Annotated in this window: 21 protein-coding genes; 6 read left to right on the top strand and 15 right to left on the bottom strand. The window is 64.9% G+C overall.

All coding sequences use genetic code 11. From position 1 onward, the window contains the following. Positions 1–45 precede the first annotated feature (45 nt). Positions 46–837: an NAD(P)-dependent oxidoreductase gene (locus BLW56_RS10115; RefSeq protein ID WP_093510372.1), complete on the top strand. Its 792-nt coding sequence runs from the start codon at positions 46–48 to the stop codon at positions 835–837. On the opposite strand, the gene BLW56_RS10110 is transcribed toward BLW56_RS10115, so the two are convergent. From BLW56_RS10110 to BLW56_RS10045, 14 genes are all read right to left on the bottom strand, one after another. Next, positions 834–2,099: a DUF445 domain-containing protein gene (locus tag BLW56_RS10110; RefSeq protein WP_093510371.1), complete on the bottom strand. Its 1,266-nt coding sequence runs from the start codon at positions 2,097–2,099 to the stop codon at positions 834–836. The two genes, BLW56_RS10115 and BLW56_RS10110, sit on opposite strands and share 4 nt — an antisense overlap. Positions 2,100–2,169: 70 nt before the next feature. After that, complete coding sequence (locus BLW56_RS10105) at positions 2,170–5,586, bottom strand: efflux RND transporter permease subunit (RefSeq protein WP_093510370.1); 3,417 nt, start codon at positions 5,584–5,586, stop codon at positions 2,170–2,172. A gap of 48 nt (positions 5,587–5,634) precedes the next feature. Further along, the gene (locus tag BLW56_RS10100; RefSeq protein WP_093510369.1) at positions 5,635–6,801 is read right to left on the bottom strand and encodes an efflux RND transporter periplasmic adaptor subunit; all 1,167 of its coding nucleotides are present in this window, start codon (positions 6,799–6,801) and stop codon (positions 5,635–5,637) included. A gap of 310 nt (positions 6,802–7,111) precedes the next feature. Beyond that, a complete protein-coding gene (locus BLW56_RS10095; protein ID WP_093510368.1) occupies positions 7,112–7,381 on the bottom strand; it encodes a GlsB/YeaQ/YmgE family stress response membrane protein in 270 nt (89 codons plus the stop codon). 116 nt (positions 7,382–7,497) lie between these two features. Then, the gene (locus tag BLW56_RS10090; protein WP_093510367.1) at positions 7,498–7,761 is read right to left on the bottom strand and encodes a GlsB/YeaQ/YmgE family stress response membrane protein; all 264 of its coding nucleotides are present in this window, start codon (positions 7,759–7,761) and stop codon (positions 7,498–7,500) included. Positions 7,762–8,701: 940 nt separating this feature from the next. Beyond that, on the bottom strand, positions 8,702–9,691 hold the full coding sequence (gene nadA / locus BLW56_RS10085; protein WP_093510366.1) for a quinolinate synthase NadA: 990 nt from the start codon (positions 9,689–9,691) through the stop codon (positions 8,702–8,704). Between the two features lie 68 nt (positions 9,692–9,759). Beyond that, positions 9,760–10,473: an adenylate cyclase gene (locus BLW56_RS10080; protein ID WP_093510365.1), complete on the bottom strand. Its 714-nt coding sequence runs from the start codon at positions 10,471–10,473 to the stop codon at positions 9,760–9,762. 64 nt (positions 10,474–10,537) lie between these two features. Continuing rightward, complete coding sequence (locus BLW56_RS10075; RefSeq protein WP_093510364.1) at positions 10,538–11,185, bottom strand: DUF4230 domain-containing protein; 648 nt, start codon at positions 11,183–11,185, stop codon at positions 10,538–10,540. Further along, entirely contained in the window at positions 11,182–11,940 is a 759-nt protein-coding gene (locus tag BLW56_RS10070) for a hypothetical protein (protein ID WP_093510363.1), read from the bottom strand. Before BLW56_RS10070 ends, BLW56_RS10075 begins: the two co-directional genes overlap by 4 nt. After that, positions 11,937–12,869: an MBL fold metallo-hydrolase gene (locus BLW56_RS10065; protein ID WP_093510906.1), complete on the bottom strand. Its 933-nt coding sequence runs from the start codon at positions 12,867–12,869 to the stop codon at positions 11,937–11,939. Before BLW56_RS10065 ends, BLW56_RS10070 begins: the two co-directional genes overlap by 4 nt. A 151-nt stretch (positions 12,870–13,020) precedes the next feature. After that, complete coding sequence (locus tag BLW56_RS10060) at positions 13,021–14,703, bottom strand: M56 family metallopeptidase (protein WP_093510362.1); 1,683 nt, start codon at positions 14,701–14,703, stop codon at positions 13,021–13,023. Beyond that, complete coding sequence (locus tag BLW56_RS10055) at positions 14,700–15,068, bottom strand: BlaI/MecI/CopY family transcriptional regulator (RefSeq protein WP_093510361.1); 369 nt, start codon at positions 15,066–15,068, stop codon at positions 14,700–14,702. Before BLW56_RS10055 ends, BLW56_RS10060 begins: the two co-directional genes overlap by 4 nt. Before the next feature lie 425 nt (positions 15,069–15,493). After that, positions 15,494–16,339 carry a hypothetical protein gene (locus BLW56_RS10050; RefSeq protein WP_093510360.1) on the bottom strand — a complete coding sequence of 282 codons (846 nt, stop codon included), beginning with the start codon at positions 16,337–16,339 and terminating at the stop codon, positions 15,494–15,496. A 96-nt stretch (positions 16,340–16,435) separates the two neighbouring features. Further along, positions 16,436–17,671, bottom strand: coding sequence for a S8 family serine peptidase (locus tag BLW56_RS10045; protein WP_256203375.1), 1,236 nt, complete (start codon positions 17,669–17,671; stop codon positions 16,436–16,438). Positions 17,672–17,809: 138 nt separating this feature from the next. Here BLW56_RS10045 and BLW56_RS10040 point away from each other — a divergent pair, with 138 nt between their 5' ends. Together BLW56_RS10040 and BLW56_RS10035 are read left to right on the top strand one after the other, a co-directional pair. After that, the gene (locus BLW56_RS10040) at positions 17,810–18,298 is read left to right on the top strand and encodes an RNA polymerase sigma factor (protein WP_093510358.1); all 489 of its coding nucleotides are present in this window, start codon (positions 17,810–17,812) and stop codon (positions 18,296–18,298) included. Then, entirely contained in the window at positions 18,295–18,996 is a 702-nt protein-coding gene (locus tag BLW56_RS10035; protein WP_093510357.1) for an anti-sigma factor, read from the top strand. Before BLW56_RS10040 ends, BLW56_RS10035 begins: the two co-directional genes overlap by 4 nt. Positions 18,997–19,000: 4 nt before the next feature. Here BLW56_RS10035 and BLW56_RS10030 read toward each other — a convergent pair whose 3' ends face one another. After that, positions 19,001–19,438: an Rrf2 family transcriptional regulator gene (locus tag BLW56_RS10030; RefSeq protein WP_093510356.1), complete on the bottom strand. Its 438-nt coding sequence runs from the start codon at positions 19,436–19,438 to the stop codon at positions 19,001–19,003. A 102-nt stretch (positions 19,439–19,540) separates the two neighbouring features. Here BLW56_RS10030 and BLW56_RS10025 point away from each other — a divergent pair, with 102 nt between their 5' ends. From BLW56_RS10025 to BLW56_RS10015, 3 genes are read left to right on the top strand one after another with little or no spacing between them, the layout of a single operon-like run. Continuing rightward, a complete protein-coding gene (locus tag BLW56_RS10025) occupies positions 19,541–19,936 on the top strand; it encodes a group III truncated hemoglobin (protein WP_093510355.1) in 396 nt (131 codons plus the stop codon). A 20-nt stretch (positions 19,937–19,956) separates the two neighbouring features. Then, entirely contained in the window at positions 19,957–20,643 is a 687-nt protein-coding gene (locus tag BLW56_RS10020; protein ID WP_093510354.1) for an alternative oxidase, read from the top strand. Positions 20,644–20,674: 31 nt separating this feature from the next. Next, entirely contained in the window at positions 20,675–21,124 is a 450-nt protein-coding gene (locus BLW56_RS10015) for a globin domain-containing protein (RefSeq protein WP_093510353.1), read from the top strand. Positions 21,125–21,204: the final 80 nt, after the last annotated feature.

The raw sequence follows: 21,204 nt of genomic DNA, 5'->3' as shown, positions 1-21,204 counted from the left end.
CAATCGATCTAGGCATCGCGGCGCACACGCGCAATAAGGCGCGCGATGGGACAGATGCTGATTTTCGGGATGGGTTATGCCGCGAGCCAACTTGCCGGGCGGCTGCGCGCGCGTGGCTGGGAGGTGGCGGGAACGACGCGCGACGGACGGGGGGACAGCATCGCGTTCGACAACGAGATCGCCGTGCGGACAGCGATGCGCGAGGCGACACATATTTTGTCGTCGGTGCCGCCCGTCGATGGTGTCGATCCCGTTCTCGCCCGTTATGGCGAGGCTATCGCGCTGTCCGCGTCGATCTGGACGGGCTATCTCTCCTCGACCGGCGTCTATGGCGACACGCGCGGCGCATGGGTCGACGAAAGCGCGCCGGTCAAGGGCCGCCGCGCGGATCGCAATGCGGCCGACGCGGCGTGGCAGGGCCTGCGCAGCGACATGCGCATATTTCGCCTTCCCGGCATCTATGGCCCCGGCCGCTCGATCCTCGATCGCATCGCGCAAGGGCGGGCGCATCGCATCGACCTGCCCGGACAGGTGTTCAGCCGTATCCACATTGACGATATCGCAAGCGGCGTCATGGCGTCGTTCCGCCGCCCGGCGGGGATCTACAACCTCGCCGACGACGAACCCTGTCACCAGAACCGCCTCGTCGAATGGGGTTGCGCGATGGCCAGATCACCGCTGCCGCCGCTACAGACCCTCGACGAAGCCGGGCTGTCCCCCGCAGCGCGCGCTTTCTATGCCGAGAACCGCCGCGTGGCGAATGGCAAGGCGAAGCGGCTGCTGGACTGGACGCCGCGTTATCCGACGTTTCGCGAAGGGCTGGCAGCGAGCGCCTAGAGCAGCACGTCGACGGTGTGGATCAGCACGCCGACGAGACCGCCCACCAACGTGCCGTTGATGCGGATATATTGCAAATCGTCGCCGACGGCATTTTCGAGCCGGTCGGTGATCGTCTTCGCGTCCCAGCTGCGGATCGTGTCGGACACCAGCTTGAGCGCGGTTTCGCCATAGCTGTCGACCATGCCGACCACGGCGCGGCGCGCGTAGCGGTTGAGCGTGCGTTTGATCCCGGCATCTTCGCCCAGCATCGCGCCGAACTGCGTGACGAGCTCGCCGATCCGCCCCGCAAGCATCGTGTCGGGATTGCGCGCGGCCTTGAGCAGCGCGGTGCGCCCCTGTTCCCACAGGCCGTCGAGCCAGCGCTTGACCGCCTTGTTCTCAAGCAACTCGTCGCGAACCTTTGCGACCTTCACCTTCACCTCGGGGTCGTGCTGCAGGTCCAGCGCCATCTTGGCGAGACCTTCCTCGACGCGGATGCGCAGCGGGTGCGTCTCGTCGACCGCCATCTCGCTGAGTAGTTTCGAGAGGCCCGCGACGATGCGGTTCGAGATGCTTTCGTCAAGCCCGGTAAAACGCACGATCGCGTTCGAATTGTCGTGCACCATCTGGTGGATCAGATGCTCGTTGAGTTCGAGCGTCTTCGATCCCCATTTGACCATCGCGTCGAGCAGCGGCTGGTGCCGCCCCTCCGCCAGCGCCGCCTGCAATGCCTGCCCAAGCAGTGGCGCGACGTCGAGTTCGCGCAGCCGATCGGCGATCGCCGATTTGACCATCCCGCCGAGCCGCTGCTGATCGAGCGCGCCGAGCCCGTCGGCGATGATGCGCGATGCGCCGAGCCGGAGCCGCCCGCCGCCCTCGCCCGGTTCGGACAGGAATTTGCCGACCGCGCCCGCGACATCGACCGTCTGCATCTTGCGCGCGATCAGGCGCGGCAACAGGAAATTGGTGAGCAGGAAGCGCGCGAGCGTGTCGCCGATGCGGTTCTTGTTGCGCGGCACGATGGCGGTGTGCGGGATCGGCAAGCCCATCGGATGACGGAACAGCGCGGTGACCGCGAACCAGTCGGCAAGCCCGCCGACCATCGCCGCCTCGGCGAAGGCGCGGACGAAGCCGATCGCGGGGTGGACGTCCTGAAAATATTTGGCGCCAATGAAGACGAACGCCATGACGACGAGCAAACCCGTCGCAACGACGCGGATATTCGATCCCCGCGCCGGAATGGCGACGCCAATCGGCCGGGAGAGCGTGTGGTCGGTCATAAAAACCAAATGGCGAAATGCAGCAAAGGTTGCAACCGGCGCAGTGGCTTACCGCGCCGGCCGATCCCCCTTACTCCGCCGGTTCGGGCGATGGCGCGCCGTGCGGCTTGGTATCGTCGCCCTTCTTGTAGGTGAGCAGGTTGCTCGAGAAGAAGCGGCCGAGGCGCTTTTCGATGCTGTCGGCAAGGCTGAAGCCCGCGGGCACGATCACCAGCGTCAGCAGCGTCGACAGGATCAGGCCGCCGATCACGACGACGCCCATCGGCGCGCGCCATGCACCGTCGCCCGAGAGCGAGAGCGCAGTCGGCACCATGCCAGCGACCATCGCGACCGTCGTCATCACGATCGGCTGCGCGCGCTTGCGTCCGGCGTCGAGCAAGGCGGCGCGCTTTTCGACGCCATGATCCATCTCTTCGATCGCGAAATCGACGAGCAGGATCGAGTTTTTGGCGACGATTCCGAGCAGCATCAACAGGCCGATATAGACTGGCATCGAGATTTCCATGCCGGTGATCCACAGCCCGAGCAGACCGCCTAAGGGCGCGAGCAGCAACGAGGACATGTTGACCAGCGGCGACAGGAAGCGGCGATAGAGCAGCACCAGCGTCGAGAAGACGAGGAGCAGGCCCGACACGACCGCGATCATGAAGTTCATGATCAGTTCGGCCTGCCACTTGGCGTCGCCCTGGATGACCTTGCGGACACCCTGCGGCATCGTCTTGACCGCAGGCAGCGCATCGATCTTTTTCTGCGCCTCGCCCGTGACCAGACCCGGCGCGAGGTCGGCGCCGATCACGATACGCCGCGTCTGGTTATAGCGGCGCAGTTCGGTCGGCCCGGCGCCGAAACCGATCGTCGCCACCGACTTCAGCGGCACGGTCGTTCCGCTAGCGGTCGGCACCGGCAGATTTTCGATCGTGGCGAGCGCGCGGCGCGAATCTTCGGACAGCAGCACGCGGATCGGGATCTGACGATCGGACAGCGAGAATTTCGCCGCATTCTGATCGATGTCACCCAGCGTCGCGATACGGATCGTCTGGCTGAGCGCCGAGGTCGTCACGCCGAGTTCGGCGGCAAGGTCGAGCCGCGGGGTCACGATGATCTCGGGACGCGGAATGTCGCCCTCGATTCGTGAGCCGCGCAGTTCCTTGAGCTTTTCCATCTGCGACACGATCAGGCGCGCGTGCTTTTCGAGCGCGACCGGATCGTCACCGCCGATGACGAAAGTGATGTCGCGGCCCGAGAAACCGCCCGACTGGCTCTGGAAATTGACGCGCGCGTCGGGGATCGCCGCCAGTTGCGACTGCAGGCTGCGTTCCCAATCGACGCTCTTGATCTCACGCTTTTTCTTCAGCGTGATGTAGACGCCGCCGTCGCCGACATTGACCTCGTAAAAGGCATTTTCGACATTCTTGTCTTTCGACAGGATCGCGCTGATCTGGTTCGAGATATGCTCGCTCTGCGCCAGCGTCGATCCCGGCGGCAGTTCGTAGCGTATCTGACTATAATCGCTGTTGATCGTCGGCTGGAACTGCTGCGGCAGGACCATCAGCAGGATGACGCTCATCGCAAGCGATGCGGCGCCGATCCCGACGATCCAGACGCGATGGTCGAACAGGCGCGCCCATACGCGCTGAACCATGAACTTCGCCCAGTTGGTGAACCCCGCTCCGCGCACCCCGATCAGCCAGGCAAGCGCTCCGAGCACGATGGCGAGCAACGCCACCCCCAAGTAAGTGAGGATCGCGTCGACCGGCGTCTTCAGCAGGAAATACATCGCCGTGTTGGGCTTGTCCTGCCCGATCGGCACCGGCTGAAAATAGGCGTAGATCGCATAAATGACCGAGAGACCGGCGAGGATCAGCGGCACCGCGAGATAGGCCAGTTTCGTCGGGTGCGCCTGATAACGCGCGCGCACCGCCTGATGCTTGCTGTTGTCGAGCGTCCACGCAAGCAGGCGCTCGTAACGATCGACCCACGGCCCCGAAGCATGGTCCTGCTCACCCTGTGCCGACAGGAAATAGGCCGCGATCATCGGCGTGATCATGCGTGCGACGGCAAGGCTGACAAGCACCGCGAACACGACGGTCAGGCCGAACTGGATGAAGAACTGTCCCGACACCCCCGGCATCAGCGCGACTGGCAGGAAGACCGCGACGATCGACATCGTCGTCGCGACGACCGCAAGGCCGATTTCGTCGGCGGCGTCGATCGACGCCTGATAGGCGGTCTTGCCCATGCGCATGTGCCGGACGATATTCTCGATCTCCACGATCGCATCGTCGACGAGCACCCCCGCGACAAGGCTCAATGCGAGCAGCGACAGGCTGTTCAGCGAAAAGCCCATCATGTCCATGAACCAGAAGGTCGGGATCGCCGACAGCGGGATTGCGAGCGCGCTGATCAGCGTCGCGCGCCAGTCGCGCAGGAACAGGAAGACGACGACGACTGCGAGCACCGCGCCCTCGATCATCGCGAGCATCGAGCTGCGATATTGCTCCTTCGTATATTCGGTGCGCGTGAAGAGGATCTTGAATTCGACCTGCGGGTTCGCCTTCTTGATCTCGGCGAGCTTCTTCATCGTCTCGTCCTGGATCGTGACGTCCGACGAGCCCTTCGCCTTTTCGATCGAGAAGGAGAGCACCTGCTTGCCGTTGATCTTCGCAAGGTTACGCTGTTCGGCATAGCCGTCGGTCACCGTCGCAACGTCGGCAAGGCGGATCGTGCGACCATTGCCGATCGAGATGCGCGTTTCGCCAAGCTGAAAGGCGTTGTCGGCGTTACCGAGTACGCGCACGGCCTGTTCCGATCCGGCGATTTCGGTGCGCCCGCCCGCGGCGTTGACGTTCACCTGCCGAAGCTGCTGGTTCACCTGGCTTGCCGTCAGGCCATAGCTTTGCATGCGCGCGGGATCGAGGATGACGCGAATTTCGCGATTCACACCGCCCGAACGACTGACCTTCGCCATGCCCGGGATTGAAAGCAACTCCTTGGCGACCGTATTGTCGACGAACCAGCTCAATTGTTCGAGCGTCATGTCCGACGTTTCGACCGCGAAAAAGGTGATCGGTCCACCCGCGGCGTCGACACGCACGATCTGCGGCTCGAGAATGCCGTCGGGAAGGTCGCTGCGGATCTGCTGCACCGCCTGGTTGACGTCGTTATAGGCGCGGTCGATCGGGGTTCCGATCGCGAACTGCACCATCGTGCGGCTGTTGCCCTCGCCCACATAGGAAGAAAGCTCATCCACGCCGCTGACCGCGCGCACCGCGGCCTCGATGCGCTGGGTGACCTGCGTTTCGAGTTCGGACGGCGCCGCACCGGGCTGGATCACGACGACCTGCACCATCGGGAATTCGACGTCGGGGTTGTCGTTGACGTCCATCCGGTTGAAGCTGACCACCCCTGCAAGAAGCAGGAGGATGAACATCACGATCGGCGGCACCGGATTGCGGATGCACCAGGCGGAAATGTTGCGAAAGCTCATGATCAAACGCCCTTGTGCACTAAAATTCTACGCGTGCCGTCCGGCCGGTTATTGCGCGGACTTCTGGACCACCGGCTTCACCTTGTCGCCGGGGTTGAGGAAGGCACCCGCCAGCGCCACGACCTTTTCGGTGCCCGTCAGGCCCGACGCGATCGATACGCCGCTGTCGGTCACGGTGCCGACCTTCACCGGCTGCCGCTTGATCGTGTTGTTCGCATCGACGATCAGCACGAAATTGCCCTCGGGGCTGCTCTGTACCGCGCTTTCGGGAAGCAGCGGCGCTTCGGCCGTGCCGGCGACCAGGCGCGCGTCGGCGAAGCCGCCCGGACGCAATGCCTCGCTGTAGGGAACCGCGATGCGGACCGTGCCCTGACGCGTATCCATGTTGATGACCGGCGACTTCTGCCAGACCTGCCCGGCGATCCGGGCGTCGGTGCCGACCGGCGTCACGGTCGCCCGCGTGCCGACCTTGACGCGGGCCAGATCGGCCTCGGCCATTTGCGCCAGCATCTCCATTTCGCCGCCGCGCGCCATGCGGAACAGCACGCCGCTTCCGGCGCCGACGATCTGGCCCGGCTCGACCTGGCGCGTCAGCACCAGACCCGCGGCGGGCGCGACGATGTTCAGGCGATCATTGCGGGCCGTGGCCTCACCATATTGCGCCTGCGCGACGCGGACGCGGGCATTGGCGGCATCGCGCGTCGCGCGCTTGCGGTCCATGTCGGCCTTTGAAATAAATCCGCGTCCGACAAGCGCCTGCGCGCGTTCGAGTTCGGCCTGCGCCAGATTGGCGTCGGCCTGCGCGACGCGGATCGATGCCGCAAGGCTTGCCGCCTGCTGCGCCTGCACCGAACGGTCGATGACCGCCAGTGTCTGCCCCGCACCGACCCACTGGCCGGGCTCGACGAGCACACGAACGACCTGCCCGCCCTCGCCCGCGACGCCGACCGGCATTTCGCGGCGCGCGGCAATCGTGCCGTTGGCCGAAATCGCGGCTTCGACCGAAACGCGGCCGGGGATGACCACGGTGACATTGGGGATCGTCGCGGCGCCCTGCCCTTCGGCGTCGGCAGCGCCCTTGCCGTGCGTGAAAGCGTAATAGGTGGCGGCGAGCGCGAGCGCGATCAGCACCAGCGCAACGATCAGAAACGTCCGCTTGCGGCGGCCGTCATCGGCTTCCTGATAATAGCTCTGCGTGCCCGCCAGGCTGTCCATCGCATCCACTTTCCGCTCGTAGTTCACGCCTAATCCTCCCTGTCTCGCGCGGCATACCGGCGTGGCAGGCGCGACAGCGCCTGCCCCCTCAACCCCGCACGACAGGATCAAATCCCGTATGAGGTGTATTACCTAATTAAATCACCACTGGCAAGAGGCGAAACTTCGCCATATCCCCGCGCCCCGGATCGCGGCCAATAGGCCCATCTCGGTGCGATTTCCAGTGTTTACGGGCATGAAAAAGGGCGGCGCGCCTTGCGGCGGCCGCCCCTTTCTTCGCGCCGGTCCCGTGACGGACCGGCGGTTGCGATCAGCGGACCCTGCCGCGCTTTACCAGGTTGACGATGGCGAGCAGAATGACCGCACCGATGAAGGCGGTAAGCAAGGTCATCGGGTCGAAAGCGTCGCCGCGCAAATGGCCTCCGCCCAGGAAGCTGCCGAATAGGAAGCGGCCGAGGATAGACCCGACGCAACCGACGACGATGTTGAGGAAGATGCCTTGCTGAGCGTCGGTGCGCATCACGATACTGGCCAGCCAGCCGATGATCCCGCCCATGATGATTGCAATAATCCAAGTCATAAATGACCCCCTACGATCGATGTTGGCGCCTGACCCTGCAGGCATGACGTTGTTAACCCAAATATCTGATATCGCCTAGCAGAATGGCGGAGAGCGATGGCTCGTCCGCCAACCGCTCAGCGGACGCGGCCGCGGCGGAAAAGGTTGATGATGCCCAGCAGCACCACCGCGCCGATGAACGCCCAGAGCAGACCCACCGGGCTGAAGGCGTCGAGGCTTGCGCCCATGCCGAAAAAGCTGCCGAGGAAGTTGCCGAGAAACGCGCCGACGATGCCGACGACGACATTCAGGATGATGCCCTGCTGCGCATCGGTGCGCATGACGATGCTCGCGAGCCAGCCGATGATGCCGCCGACGATCAATGTGATGATCAGACCCATGGTTTTCCCTTCCCTGAACCGGCCGGACGCATGCTGTGGGCCGGCAGTTATCGAAACGTCCGGTCGCAGCCGGACACCGCCTGAGCGATATCGAAACAATGCGGATCGAAAGCGAAAGGTTCCCGGCCGGCCCGCCTGGGCTCGGCCGGGAAAGGGGGATCGGTTCCTGATCGGGAACGTCTCCGGGTCGCAAGACGGCACTAAGCAGCCGCGTTTGACGCTGGTGTGACGAAAGTCACAGGGATGAAAATAAATGGGGTCGCGGTTGAAGCGCGGGGGCGCAGCGCGGCGCTGGATCGACGGCGCATGCTAAATGGGGGCCGACATCGCTGCCAACCCCCACTATCCGGCTTTGCCCCACGCACTCCGCCTCACTTCATCCCGGTCCGCTTCTCTTGCGATCGGCAGCCCGCAAAACGATGCGTTGCGGCGCACGCCGGAACAGTCCGGCGACGGTTTGGTCGGCCCCCTTTCGGGGGCCGGCCGCACCTGGAAAGCCCTTCATCATCTCTTCTTGCGTCTGCCGAAGCAGTCGCTGTCCAAGCGATGGACTGCATTTCCTGTATCCGGTCGGGTTCGCATCAACTCGTGGGAATCGCTACGTTCCGTGACCAGACTATCAGTAGATTTCCTCGTCAATCCGTCCGTTCTCTTCCGGCTAGTCTTGCAACTACCCTTGATGTCCCGGTGGTCTGTCGTCTCCGTCTTCCGATGATTTGAAGCTGACATGAAGCGCTCGGGGCGCCAACAAAAAATGCACGGAAACCCGCCTCAAACCACCCGCGCTTGTGGATAAGTCCGGCATTAGCAACAAGCGGATTCCCTGCAGCATTTTTGTAACAGCGCTGCAGCATTTTCGGATTCAATTGGTGCAATGCAACAGGTCGAATCGACCGCGCGACTCGCCCTTGCGGAACCGGATCGATCGGTGATGCGCGACTCAGGCCCGGCCGAGATCGCCCTTGCCGACGGTGCCCGATGCCATTTCGAGCATCCGGTCGAGGCTCTTGCGCGCGGCGAGGCGGAGGCCTTCCTCCATCTCGATCTGCGGCTTGAGGTCGCGCAGCGCGATGTAGAGCTTTTCCATCGTGTTCAGCGCCATGTACGGGCAGATATTGCAGTTGCAATTGCCGTCGGCGCCCGGCGCGCCGATGAAAGTCTTCTCCGGCAGCGCCAGCTCCATCTGGTGGATGATATGCGGCTCGGTCGCGACGATCAGCGTGTCGCCCGGGAAATTCTTGGCGAATTGCAAGATGCCGCTGGTCGATCCGACATAGTCGGCATGATCGACGATGTGCGGCGGGCATTCGGGGTGCGCCGCGACCGGCGCGCCCGGATGCTGCGCCTTCAATTTGATCAGCTCGGTTTCGCTGAACGCCTCATGGACGATGCACACGCCGGGCCACAACAGCATCTCACGCCCGAACTTGCGGTTGAGATAGCCACCGAGATGACGGTCGGGACCGAAGATGATCGGCTGGCTTTCGGGGATCTGGCTGATGATCGTCTCGGCGCTCGACGAAGTGACGATGATGTCGCTCAAGGCCTTCACGGCCGCCGAGCAGTTGATGTAGGTCAGCGCGATATGGTTCGGATGCGCCTCGCGGAAGCGTTTGAACTGTTCGGGCGGGCAACTATCCTCGAGGCTGCATCCGGCGTCCATGTCAGGCAGGATGACGGTCTTTTCGGGTGACAGAATCTTTGCGGTCTCCGCCATGAATTTCACGCCGCAGAAGGCGATCACATCGGCGTCGGTGTCGGCCGCCTTGCGCGACAGTTCGAGCGAATCGCCGACGAAATCGGCGAGATCCTGAATCTCGGGCTTCTGGTAATAATGCGCGAGGATGACGGCGTTGCGTTCCTTGCGCAGGCGCTCGATTTCGGCGCGCAGGTCGAGGCCCGAGAGATTCTCGCGAACGGGAGCAGTCATCGCTTTTCCTTATATGGCTTCAGCCTTGGCGCACCCCCTACACCGCTGCCCGCGGCAGGGCAATTCGGCTATGCGCCGGCAAGCCGCTCCGCGAGCGCAATGACGGGGGGCATCATCGCCAGCAGATAGATGGTGACGCGCACCGCGATGACAATCGCCGCGACCGCCTTTGTCGCCGGATGGACACGCCCAAGCGTGCGCCGGTCATAGAGCGCGACGATCCCGACAACACCAAGCTGGATCAGCCCGATCGGAATGTCCGACCAGCCGATCATCAGCGGCATCGGCAGGATGCGCCCGAGCGCAGGTTCGAGGATGACGATCGTCGCGCCGATCATCAGCCGCCGATGCCATGCGGTCGTATGGCGCCGGCGTACCGCCGCCCAGACCATCAGCCCGAAGACCAGCGACTCCACCACCGTCAGCGCGAGGAAATAGGGCGGCGGAAAAAAAGGCGGAAAGCGGTTCAATACCAGCGATGCGACGCCGGTGAAGATGCCAAGGCAGGTGATGAGGATCGCGAGCGCCGCCCCCGCCCAGCCGAGTTTGCGGTGGAGCGCCAGATTGTCGCGCGACACAAGCGTCGGCTGGACGATCAGCAGCGCCAGCCACGATAGCATCGCGACGCCGTGGACATGCACCCAGAAAGGCGCGGCAACCGGGTCGACGAAGCCCCTCAGCGCGAATTGCAGAAAACCGACGACGATGAAGATCGCGAGGCCGATCGCCATACGATGCCAGAAAAGCTCGGCGCGCGCGGCGCCCCCTGCGGTGCTAGCCATGCCTGTTCCCCTGCCCTGTCGGGGGCGAGGATAACAAAGCGACGGAGGACCGGAAAGCCGGGATTTACCCAGTCGGCACGCCCGCAAAGCGCGCGGTTACCTTCGCATCGATCCCCGCCGCCTTCAGCGGCATGGCAAAGCTCTGTTCGACCGCGGTGCGCGCTGCGCCCTGCGCCAGCCGCATCGGCGTCGCGCCCTTCGCCTGCGCGATCAGTTCCTCCTGCGCGCGCTTGCGGTTGGCGGCGTCGAGCGTGCGCTCCGCATCGGTCAGCGTCAGCAGGATTTCGCCGTCGCGATATTCGCTGATCGCGTCGATATCGATCTCCGGCCCCGCGAGCCGCAGCGGCGGCAGGGTGACGGTGAGCGCATTGGTCGCCGCATCCCAGACGAGATCGGATTGCCTCAATTTGCCAAGATCGAGTTCGTAACGCACCGTGCCCGGCATGATCAGCGTCTTCTTGGCCGTGAGGCCGAGGCGGCTCTGCGTCGAGGTCACCACCGCGACGTAGCGCGCTGTGAACGGCACCAGCACATTCTGTTCCTGCAATCCCTGCAGGCTCGCGGCAACGACGGTCTCGGGATCATAGCCGCGCTGCCAGTCCTGCCACGCCGACACCGCCCACCAGGCAGCCAGCGCGAGAAGGGCGGCAGCGGCGAGAAGGATGAGGCGCGGCAACAGGCGCGGAGCGGGCGAGGAAAAATTCTGGGTCATGGTGTCGTATAATCCGAACAATCGGGCAGCGGGCGATCCAGTTCATAGCGCGATGTCGCAGGGTCATAGCGCAGAACCCGATCATAGGTGCAGGCGGGGTCCTGTGCGCGAACGAGATCGGCGCGCTTGAGCGTCGTGGCGCCATTGTCTTCCGAGCGACGCGACGTGCGCGGAAAAGCGGTCGCGACGGCACGATAGCTGAGCGTCGGAAAAACGGCCGCGCTGCCCGGCGCTGCGGCTATTGTGGCGCCGAAATCATATTCGTCGTGGCACGCCTCGAGCCGGTCCTTCATGTCCTTTTCCGAAAAGCAGGCGCGGATCAGCAAGGATCCGGTCCACGGCACCACAAGTGCCTCGCCGCCGAGCCTCGGCGCTTTGGGTGCGGCATCGAGTTCGATCAGGTGGAGCTGCGACGCCGATCCCCCGCCGCCCGAATACATGCTCGTTTGCCCGGTAAGGATACCGACGAGATAGCGGTCGGGATCGCCCTTTGCGCGGATCAGCCGGGGCCAAAGCGCGACCGACTGCGCCTCGTCAAATTCCGGCAGGGTCAGCGAAACAGCCTCGGCACCCGGCGACGAAACGCGCAGGACGGCTCCCGCCCCGCCACCCTCTTCGGTCGGCGGGACGTCAAGGCACAGACTGCGATCAGGCAGGCACCGGCTTTTTCCTTCCTCCCCCGTCAGCGCCGCAACAGGGCCGGAGGCGAGCGCGGCAACCCCGGCAGCGGCGGCCCAAAGCAGCGAAACGATCATGCCAGTTCCCATTCTTCCTGCCCGATCTCGCCGGGGCGGGCGCGGACGACCCCCCGCGCTTTCAGGTCGAGCAGGTGGGCCAGAACCGACCGGCCGGCCGCACCCGTCAGGCGCGGATCGAGCCCCTTGTACATGTGGCTGACCATCACCGGGATAACAGCCGTCCCTTTTTCGAGTTCCCGCAAAATCTGCCGCTCGCGCTGCTTACGGTGGCCGAGCATACCGCGCACCAGTTGCCGCGGCTTGGTCACCGCGGGGCCATGCGCCGGATAATAGACACGGTCTTCACGCTCATAGAGTTTCGACAAGCTCGCCATATAGGCCGCCATGTCGCCGTCGGGCGGGCTGACAACGCTGGTCGACCACGCCATGACGTGGTCGCCGGTGAACAGCGCGCCGCTTTCAATCAGCCCAAAACAGAGATGGTTCGACGTATGCCCGGGGGTCGCTACCGCTTCCAGCGTCCAGCCGTCGCCAGAAATCCGCTCGCCGTCGGTGAGGATGCGGTCGGGCGCATAGTCGGTGTCGAACGCCGAGTCCGCACGCGGCCCGTCGTCGGACAGGGCGAGCGGCGCACAGCCGATAATCGGCGCGCCGGTCGCTTCCTTCAGCGGCGCGGCGGCGGGACTATGGTCGCGGTGCGTGTGGGTACAAAGGATTGCCACAACGCGCTGCCCCTCGACCGCGCGCAGGATCGCGTCGACATGACCGGTCCCATTGATATCGGCGGGATCCCCGATGCTCAGTCCCGATCCCGTCGGGCCCGGATCGATCACCGCGACGTCGCTGCCCGCCCCGACGATCCATGTCTGGGTGCCGGTAAAGGTATAGGGGGACGGGTTCGGCGCCAATACGCGCCGCACCAACGGCTCATGCTGTTCGCACCCGCCGGCGCGGATGCTGTCAGGCCAGGGCTTTTCTTCGCTCATGCCGCCCATGTGGCATCGCGCGCGGCGAAGGAAAAGACGTGCCGGTCAAAAAGAACGGACACGAAAAAGGGAGCGACATGCGCCGCCCCCTTCCCCGCCTCTGCCGCCGGTCCCACCGGGGAGCGGAGACCGGCGTAGAAGCTGCTCGGGCCTAATGGTCCGAATTCTCCATCTCGGCGATCGCCTTGTCGATGTCGGCTGCGATCTTGGCGCGCATGTTTTCCGACAGATTGCTGTCGCTCCCGAGGAAGCTCTCGCGCGCCTTCCTGAGTGCCGACAGGCGTTGCGCCTTTGCCTCGGGACCGTCGGCGCACGCGATCATCACATAGCGGCTGCGCGTACTGCCATTGATTTCCTCGCGATCGACCGTCGGCGCCGCCTTGCCAGCCCCGCAGCGAGCAACCGCTACCGCATGCCCTTGCGACGGGGCCCAGGCGACGGGCGGCCGGGGCGCCTTGGGCGGCAGCGGCGGCATCGGCGCCAGCGCGGTACGAAGCCGTTCGCTGCGCTTCGCTTCCAGCTTGTCGGCAATGGCTTCGGCCCGCTTACCGCTGATCCCCTGCTCTTTCAGCGTCGCGAGCACATCGTCACGCGACAGATTGCCAAGGGTCCGCACTTCGATTTGACGGACCTTGGGTGCCTTGCCGTCGGCCGGAGCGAACACCACGGTCTTCGCCTTCTCGTCATCGCCGTCGCGGCGGATGACGATCCGGTGCACTTCACGCCTTTTGCCGTCGTCGGATGTCGTAACGCTTTCGGTCACATCCTCGCCGGTCGAGGTGAAGACCATCGTCCCCGGCGCCGGTGGCGCTTCAGGCGGAAGCGGCGCATCGACGGATGGCGGAGCCGGCGGTTCGGGCACCTCGCCAATCTGTGCGCTGGCGCTCGCTACGCCGGCAGGAACGAGCGTCGCGGTTGTCGCCAGCATCGCAAGGGTCGCGCCGCCGATTAACAGCCGGCCGGTCAGGCTGCGACTTTCGGAAATATCCTCTTGCGTCAACATCGTCAGCCGCTCCTGCAGATTGTCATGGACCGCCATCGGCGCGGCGAGCGACAGACGCGGCCCGACCGCGGCCTTGACGATCGCCGTTGCGTAGCGCGCGGTGCGTTCCTGCCGCTCGTCCCGGTGCGCCATCGTCAGCACGCGCGCATCGCACGCCGCCTCCTGATCGAAACGAAAAGCGCGGATCGCACGCCAGGCGAAAGGATTGAACCATTGGACGGCGAGCAGCACGAGCGCAGCGCTGTTCGCCCAGAGATCGCCATGGCGATGATGCGACAGCTCGTGATCGATCGCCAGCGCCCGCTCTTCGGCCACGTAGCGGGCGAAAAAGTCGTGCGGCACGGCAACATGGCGCTGCCAAAGGCCAAAGGCGACGGGGCCATCGACCGCGTCGGACATTACAAGCCGGATCTTGCCGATCGGTTCGAGTTCGACCGACTCACCCAAAACCGAACGGCGAAATCGCATGTGCGAGATCATCGCGGCGGCCAGCACCGCGATCACACCCGCGACCCACAGCCCGAAAAGAACGGGGATCATCTCGGCGAGCGACCAGAAAGATTCGGCGGCCGGCGCCGGTGCTGCGACCGACAGGCCGACGGGGGCGTCGACCATCGCCGGAACTGTTGGTTCGGACATCACAATCACCGGATCTGCAAACGGCAAAGGCGGGAGCATGAGCCGCAGCCCGGGCACAGCCCACAGCGCATAGGTCAACCGCGGACCGAAATGCCGCGCGAAGGGCTTGCGGACGAGGAGCACCAGCAGGACAAGAACGCCCGTCGTGACCAGCGTGTCGGCCCATGCCTGAAGCAGCATCGCGGCGCTCACGACTTGAGCCTTTTCAAAAGCGCCTCGATCTCGGCGATATCGGTGTCGCTCAGCGCCTCGCGGTCGGCGAGATGCGCGATCAGCGGGCTGACACGGCCCCCGAACAGGCGATCAACGAAACGCTGCGATTCTTCACCGACGGCGTCGGCGCGCTCGACTGCCGGACTATAGAGATAGCGCCGACCGTCGGCCTCTGCCGTGACCGCACCTTTCTGCACCAGCCGCGCGAGCAAGGTCTTCACCGTCGCTTGCGTCCAGCCGTTGATCTTGCCGATGCGCGAAGTCAGGTCGGCCGCGCTCTGGGGAGCATCCTCCCACAGCGCCGACAGCACCTGCATCTCCGACTCGCTTGCTCGTTCTGCCATTCGGACCCCTCCATCGGCACCGTCGATACGATGCGACTACAAATGTAGTCAATGGGCTGAACGCTTGCTGAACAAATCTGAACGGCAGAGTGTCGGGATTTTTGACACCGGCGGATGCCGGTAAGGAATTGCTAACCAGCGTCTCCCGCCGGAAACCTCGAAGGCCGCAAACTGGCACGGCAATTGTATAGTATCAGATGTTCCCGAGTGTTCCGCTCAATGGAGCGGTGGGGGGCATCAGTCTGGTCCCTGATGTCCCCTGCCCCCACCCGGGAAAACCCCACTTGCCCCCGATGCTGACCGGGGGGCGGAGCGGCCGAAAGGCCCCGCCCCCCGGAAGCTTTTTCAGCCGAACGAAAAAAGGCGGACCGCACGGGCGGCCCGTCCAGATATGGTCGCCGCAAAGGGCGGCCACCCCATTTGGTCTATTCGGCTTCCTGCTGATCGGCCGTTTTCTTGAGCTGCCCCTTGGTCATGCCGGTCACGAGGACGTCGCCCGAGCCGGCGAAGCTGGCCGCAGGCAGCGTCGCGACACGGTCGCCGACTTCGACGGTCACAGCCTGCACGACACCGCTGCCGGTCTGACGCAATTCCTGGACGTAGCCGATCACCTTGCCCCGCGCGTCGGTCACCGCCATGCCGGGTTCGACTGCGAACATACCGGCGCCCGTCGCCGCGCCGCTACCCGCGGCGGCGAGTTGACCGAGGCTGCCCTGGAAGCTGCCCGCGACCGACCCGGCACCGCCGGCGCTGCCTGAGACGTTCGACAGTGCGGCGCCCGTCCGGTCACGGGCAGTCCCGACCGCACCGCGCGCGGTGTCGGTTGCGGTCGAAGCCGTTCCGGTTGCCGTGCCAACCGCGCCGCGCGCGGTGCTGCCGACGAAATCGGTCCCGACGACCTGCGCGTCGAGGCTGCCGCCACCCGAAGCGCTGCCCCCGCCTTGGGCGTTTCCACCGATATTGTTGCCGAGCAGATTGCCGGTCCCATTGGCCGAACCCTTGCCGCTCGCGTCGGCATTGCCCTTGCCCTGCACGCGTCCCGAACGACGATCGACATGCGCGTCGCCGCGGCCCGAACCGGCAAGTTCACCCGCCGATCCCAGCGTCCCGCCGATGGGGCCGGTCGGATTGCCGAGCGTCCCGCCCAGCGTGCCGCCGAGGTTGCCGCCCAAGCCGCCGCTACCGCCAAGCAACTGTGCGGTGGCCGGCGCTGAAAAAGCCATGGTCGACGCGGCGAACGCGATGGCCGAAATGAAGATGCGATTTGCCATTGTCCTACTCCTGAGTTTGCGGCCCGGAGGGGGTGGGCCTGTGGAGAGAACGATGGCGCGTTCGATTTTATTCCGGAAAATTTTGCAAGAATAGAGTCAGCGGCCGCCGCAAGCCCCGCAAATCAGGCCGTGACCATAGATTTTGTCACGCCCCTTCCTGCCCAGATCCTGCGCCTCCATGACGAGCGCCGTGACCGCAGGTTCGATGTGATCGATCGCGGGGACGGGATAGCGAAGCGCCAGCCGTCCGGCGACGAGCGGAGCGGCAAAGGACGTCCCGCGCAGCCGGTCGCTGCTGCCCGCCCCCGTTGCCGCCAGCACCGCGTCGCCGGGCGCCGCGAAATCGACGTGCAGCGCGCGGCCGGCCTCCGGCAACGCACGGCCTTTCGCGTCCACCCCGGTGACGGCGAATACGCCTTTATAGGAAGCGGGATAGGCGGGAGGCGCTGCCGGACCGTCATTGCCCACCGCAGCGACGATCAACATGCCGCGCTGCTGTGCGCGACTGACCGCCGCGGCAAGCAGTTTGTTATCGGGGCCGACGAGGCTGATCGTCGTCACCGCCGCGCCGCTCTGCACGAGCCAGCCCAGCGCGCGCGCGATCGCGCTGGCATTGCCGCCTGCGGGATCGGTCCCATAGACATCGGCCGCGAGCAGGCGCTGGCCGGGCGCCGCACCGCGCACCGCGCCGCTGCCGACGAGCAGCGAAGCCACCGCCGTGCCGTGACGGCTTGCCGATGGCGCGCCTTTCGCAAAGCCGCGCTGCTCGACGCGTCCCGCAACCGACGGGTGCGCCGCGACACCTCCGTCGATCAGGCCCAGGCTCGCCTTGCCGCTGCCCTCCGCCGTCGCGAGTGCCGCACCCGTGAGTGCCCCGCCCGGCCCGCTAGGGAAATAGAGATTGTCGGCATCGACTTCGGCGCCCGGCAACAGCTTTGCGAGCTGCTTCCGCGCGCGCGCCAGGCTGCGTCCATCGGGCACCTGGAAACGCGCGATATCGAGGTCGAGCCCTTCGATGCGCTCGCGATCGATCAGCGCAAAGCCCCCCTTGCCCGCCCGAGCGACCATCGCCGCATCGACCCCGCTCGCAACGAGCGCTCCCCGCACGGCGGGTTCGCCGCGCTCGTCGAGCTCAATCCTGTCACGGTTGCCGCGAACCAGCGCAGTGATGCGATCGAGCCGCAACTGCGTCAGATTGTCCCCCATCACGACGACGCGGCCAATCTCGACCTCCGGCAGCAGCGGTCCGCCGGTGCCGGGAAGCTGGACTTGCGGCAGCGCGACCTGCGCCGCGACGCGCGCATCGGCCCCGCCGAGCAGAAGGCAGAACATTGCCAATGATGTCGTCCAATGTCGCATTGCAAGTCTCACACGGGTCGGCACGGCGGCCGGTTCCCGAAAAAATTTAGCATGGTGCGGAAGAAACGATAGAAGCCAGTCGTTTCTTCCTCACACAATCGAAAGGCGAAAATGCGCTTCGAAGAGGAACTGGTTGAATTGCTGCCGCGTCTGCGCCGTTTTGCGCGCGGGCTGACGCGCGACGCCAGCGATGCCGACGATTTATGTCAGGCGGCGATCGAACGCGCGTTGAAATCGCAGGGGCAGTGGCAACAGGGAACGAGACTGGATAGCTGGATGTACCGTATTACCCGCAACCTCTGGATCGACGAGCGCCGTGCCGCGGGCCGGCGCGGCGTCCATGCCCCCATCGACGATGCGGTGACGCAAGTCGCAGGCGACGGCGCTGCGGAAGTCGAGGCCGGAACGCTGCGCGGCGATGTCGATGGCGCGATGGCCCGCCTTCCCGACGAGCAGCGCGAGGTGGTGATGCTCGTCCTCGTCGAAGGCTATGCGTATCGCGAAGCCGCCGACATATTGGACGTCCCGATCGGCACGGTCACCTCACGCCTCGCGCGCGGACGCGAAACACTGATGCATTTGCTGGGAGAAGCCGCATGAGTTTCGATCCCGCCACTGTCGCCGCCTTCGTCGACGGCGAACTTGACGATCTGACAGCACGCCGAATTGAGCGCGAAGCCGAAAGCGATCCCGCGCTGGCTGCCGAGATCGCCCGCCATCGCGCGCTGAGGGCCCAACTGGCGGCACATTACGCCCCGGTTGCCGAAGAAGCGGTACCCGAGCGACTGCGTGCGCTGCTGGTGCCCGATCAGTCGGTCGACACCAGCATCGCCGCGCGCCGCGAGGCAAAGCGCGCGCGCGTTACGGCGGTTCATTGGGGCGCGATTGCGGCTTCGCTCGTGCTCGGGCTCACGCTGGGACTGCGGCCATGGATGCCGGCCCCCAGCCTTGCTGAGGCGAATGGCGCGGTCGTCGCCGCCGGCCCCCTAGCCGAGGCGCTCGACACGCAGCTTGCCTCGAACCAGCCGTCCAGTGCGACGGTACGGATCGGGCTCAGCTTTCAGGACAGGGCCGGGCGCTATTGCCGCAGCTTTCAGAGCGCGTCGCTGGATGGCATCGGCTGCCAAGACGACGGACACTGGCATCTTGAGCGCACGATGCGGGGACAGGCGGGCACCGACTATCGTCAGGCGTCGTCGGGCGAACTCGCCGCCGCCGCGGCCGCGATGATGGCAGGCGATCCGCTCGACGCCGCACGTGAGCAGCAGGCGCGCGACAAGGGCTGGCCGCGCCGCTGACCTGTCAGGCGCGCGCGGGTTCGTCGAGCCCGAACAGCGCAGCGAAATTCGCGCGCTTGCCGAGCAGGTCGGCAAGGCTGTAGCCGTCGAGCACCTTCATAAATGCCGCCAGCGCCTCGGCGAGCGCGCCGGTCAGCCCGCACGCCGGCGCGATCACGCAGCTTCCGCATTCGACAAGGTCGAACCCTTCCTCGGTATGGCGCACCACCACGCCGACATTGATCTCGGCGGCCGGCTTCGCCAGCCGGATCCCGCCGAACCGCCCGCGCACGCTTTCCAGATAGCCCGCGTTTACCAGGTCGTTGACGACCTTCATCAGATGGTTCTGCGAAATGCCATAGGCGCGCGAAATCTCCGAGATCGGGCTTAGCCGCGCGTCATCCTGCGCCCCCACATAGAGGAGCACGCGCATCGCATAGTCGGTGTAGCGCGTCAGGCGCATCTTGGTCCTTCGAAATTGCCGGCCGCCGTATAATATGTATTTTTGTTGCATGTTTCAAACTTCGATCATACATGCACATCAAATACATGATTGGAGCGAGTCGTGAAACAAGACGACCATATCGATGAAGCCGCGCTGGAGTGCCTGATCCCGGCCTTTTACGACCGCGTGCGCGCCGACGCCGATATCGGACCGCTGTTCAACGCGGCAGTGCACGACTGGCCGGATCATCTCGAAAGGCTCGTCGCCTTCTGGTCGTCGGTGATGCTGACGAGCGGACGCTACAAGGGCAGTCCGATGGCAGCGCACCTCAAGCATAAGGACGCGATCACACCCGCGATGTTCGACCGCTGGCTACAAATCTGGGCCGACACCACGAACGAGCTGCTGACCCCATCCGCCGCAACCGCCCTACAGGCAAAGGCCGCACGTATCGCCGAAAGCTTGCAGCTTTCCCTGTTTTTTCGTTTGGGCGACCCCGGTCGCCAGGCCGCCTGATCATCCGAAGGAGAAGACTCATGTCCGACGCCCCCTTTGTCGACCTCAACGTCCACCACCGTCCGGCCGATTTCTCCGACCGCATCGCGTTCGGCTTCACCAAGATGCTGCGCCTTGCCGCCGACACCTTCTTTGCCAAACGCTACGGCCACCGCGCGATCGTCCTCGAAACGGTCGCGGCGGTCCCCGGCATGGTCGGCGCGACGCTGGTCCACCTCAAGAGCCTGCGCCGCATGGAAGATGACAGGGGCTGGATCCGCACGCTGATGGAAGAGGCCGAAAATGAGCGGATGCACCTGATGACCTTCATCGAGGTTGCGAAGCCGACGCTGTTCGAGCGCCTTGTGATCCTGGGCGTCCAGTGGGTCTTCTACCTCGCCTTCTTTGCGCTCTACCTGATCAGCGCGAAGACCGCGCACCGCGTCGTCGGCTATTTCGAGGAAGAGGCCGTGATCAGCTACACGCTCTACCTTCAGGAAATAGACGAAGGACGCAGTCCCAATCTGCCCGCGCCCGCAATCGCGCGCCATTATTGGAAGCTCGCCGACGATGCGACGCTGCGCGATGTGGTGCTCGTCGTCCGTGCCGATGAAGCGCACCACCGCGATGTCAACCATGGCTTCGCCAGCGAACTCGCCGGGATCGAACCCGCGGCGCACGTCGCACCCTACCCCGAACATGCCGACGAACTTCGCATCGCGGCCTGAACACCATCTATCTCAAGGACAGGACATCAAAATGCGCACCGCCTCCGCCCACGCCATGACCATCGTCAAAGCCACCGCCCCGGCGCTCGAAAAACATGGCCTTGCGATCACCACCGCGATGTATGCCCGGCTGTTCGAGAACAAGGACATCGAGGCGATGTTCGACCGCGCCGCGCAGACGAGCGGCGAACAACCGAAGCGCCTCGCCGCCGCGATCCTCGCCTATGCGAAGAATATCGACAAGCTTCAGAACCTCGGCACCGCGGTATCGCGCATGGTTGCGCGCCACATCGATACCGGGGTGAAGGCGGAGCATTATCCCTATGTCGCCGACGCGCTGCTGCCCGCGATCCGCGACGTGCTGGGCGAAGAGATCGCAACCGACGACGTGCTCGGCGCGTGGGGCGAGGCCTATTGGATGCTCGCAGACATCCTCATTTCGGCCGAAGCACAGGCTTATGAAGATGCCGAGGCCGCCTGAAACGCAGCGACGGCTGTCGACCGATTGCTGCCATTCTTCTCCCCTCCCTGAAAGGGAGGGGAATGTCTCAAATCCACCCC

The sequence above is a fragment of the Sphingopyxis sp. YR583 genome, from assembly GCF_900108295.1.
In the GTDB taxonomy this organism is placed as follows: domain Bacteria; phylum Pseudomonadota; class Alphaproteobacteria; order Sphingomonadales; family Sphingomonadaceae; genus Sphingopyxis.
The sequence above is the reverse complement of the archived record's forward strand: the minus strand, read 5'-3'. Positions and strand labels throughout refer to the sequence as shown.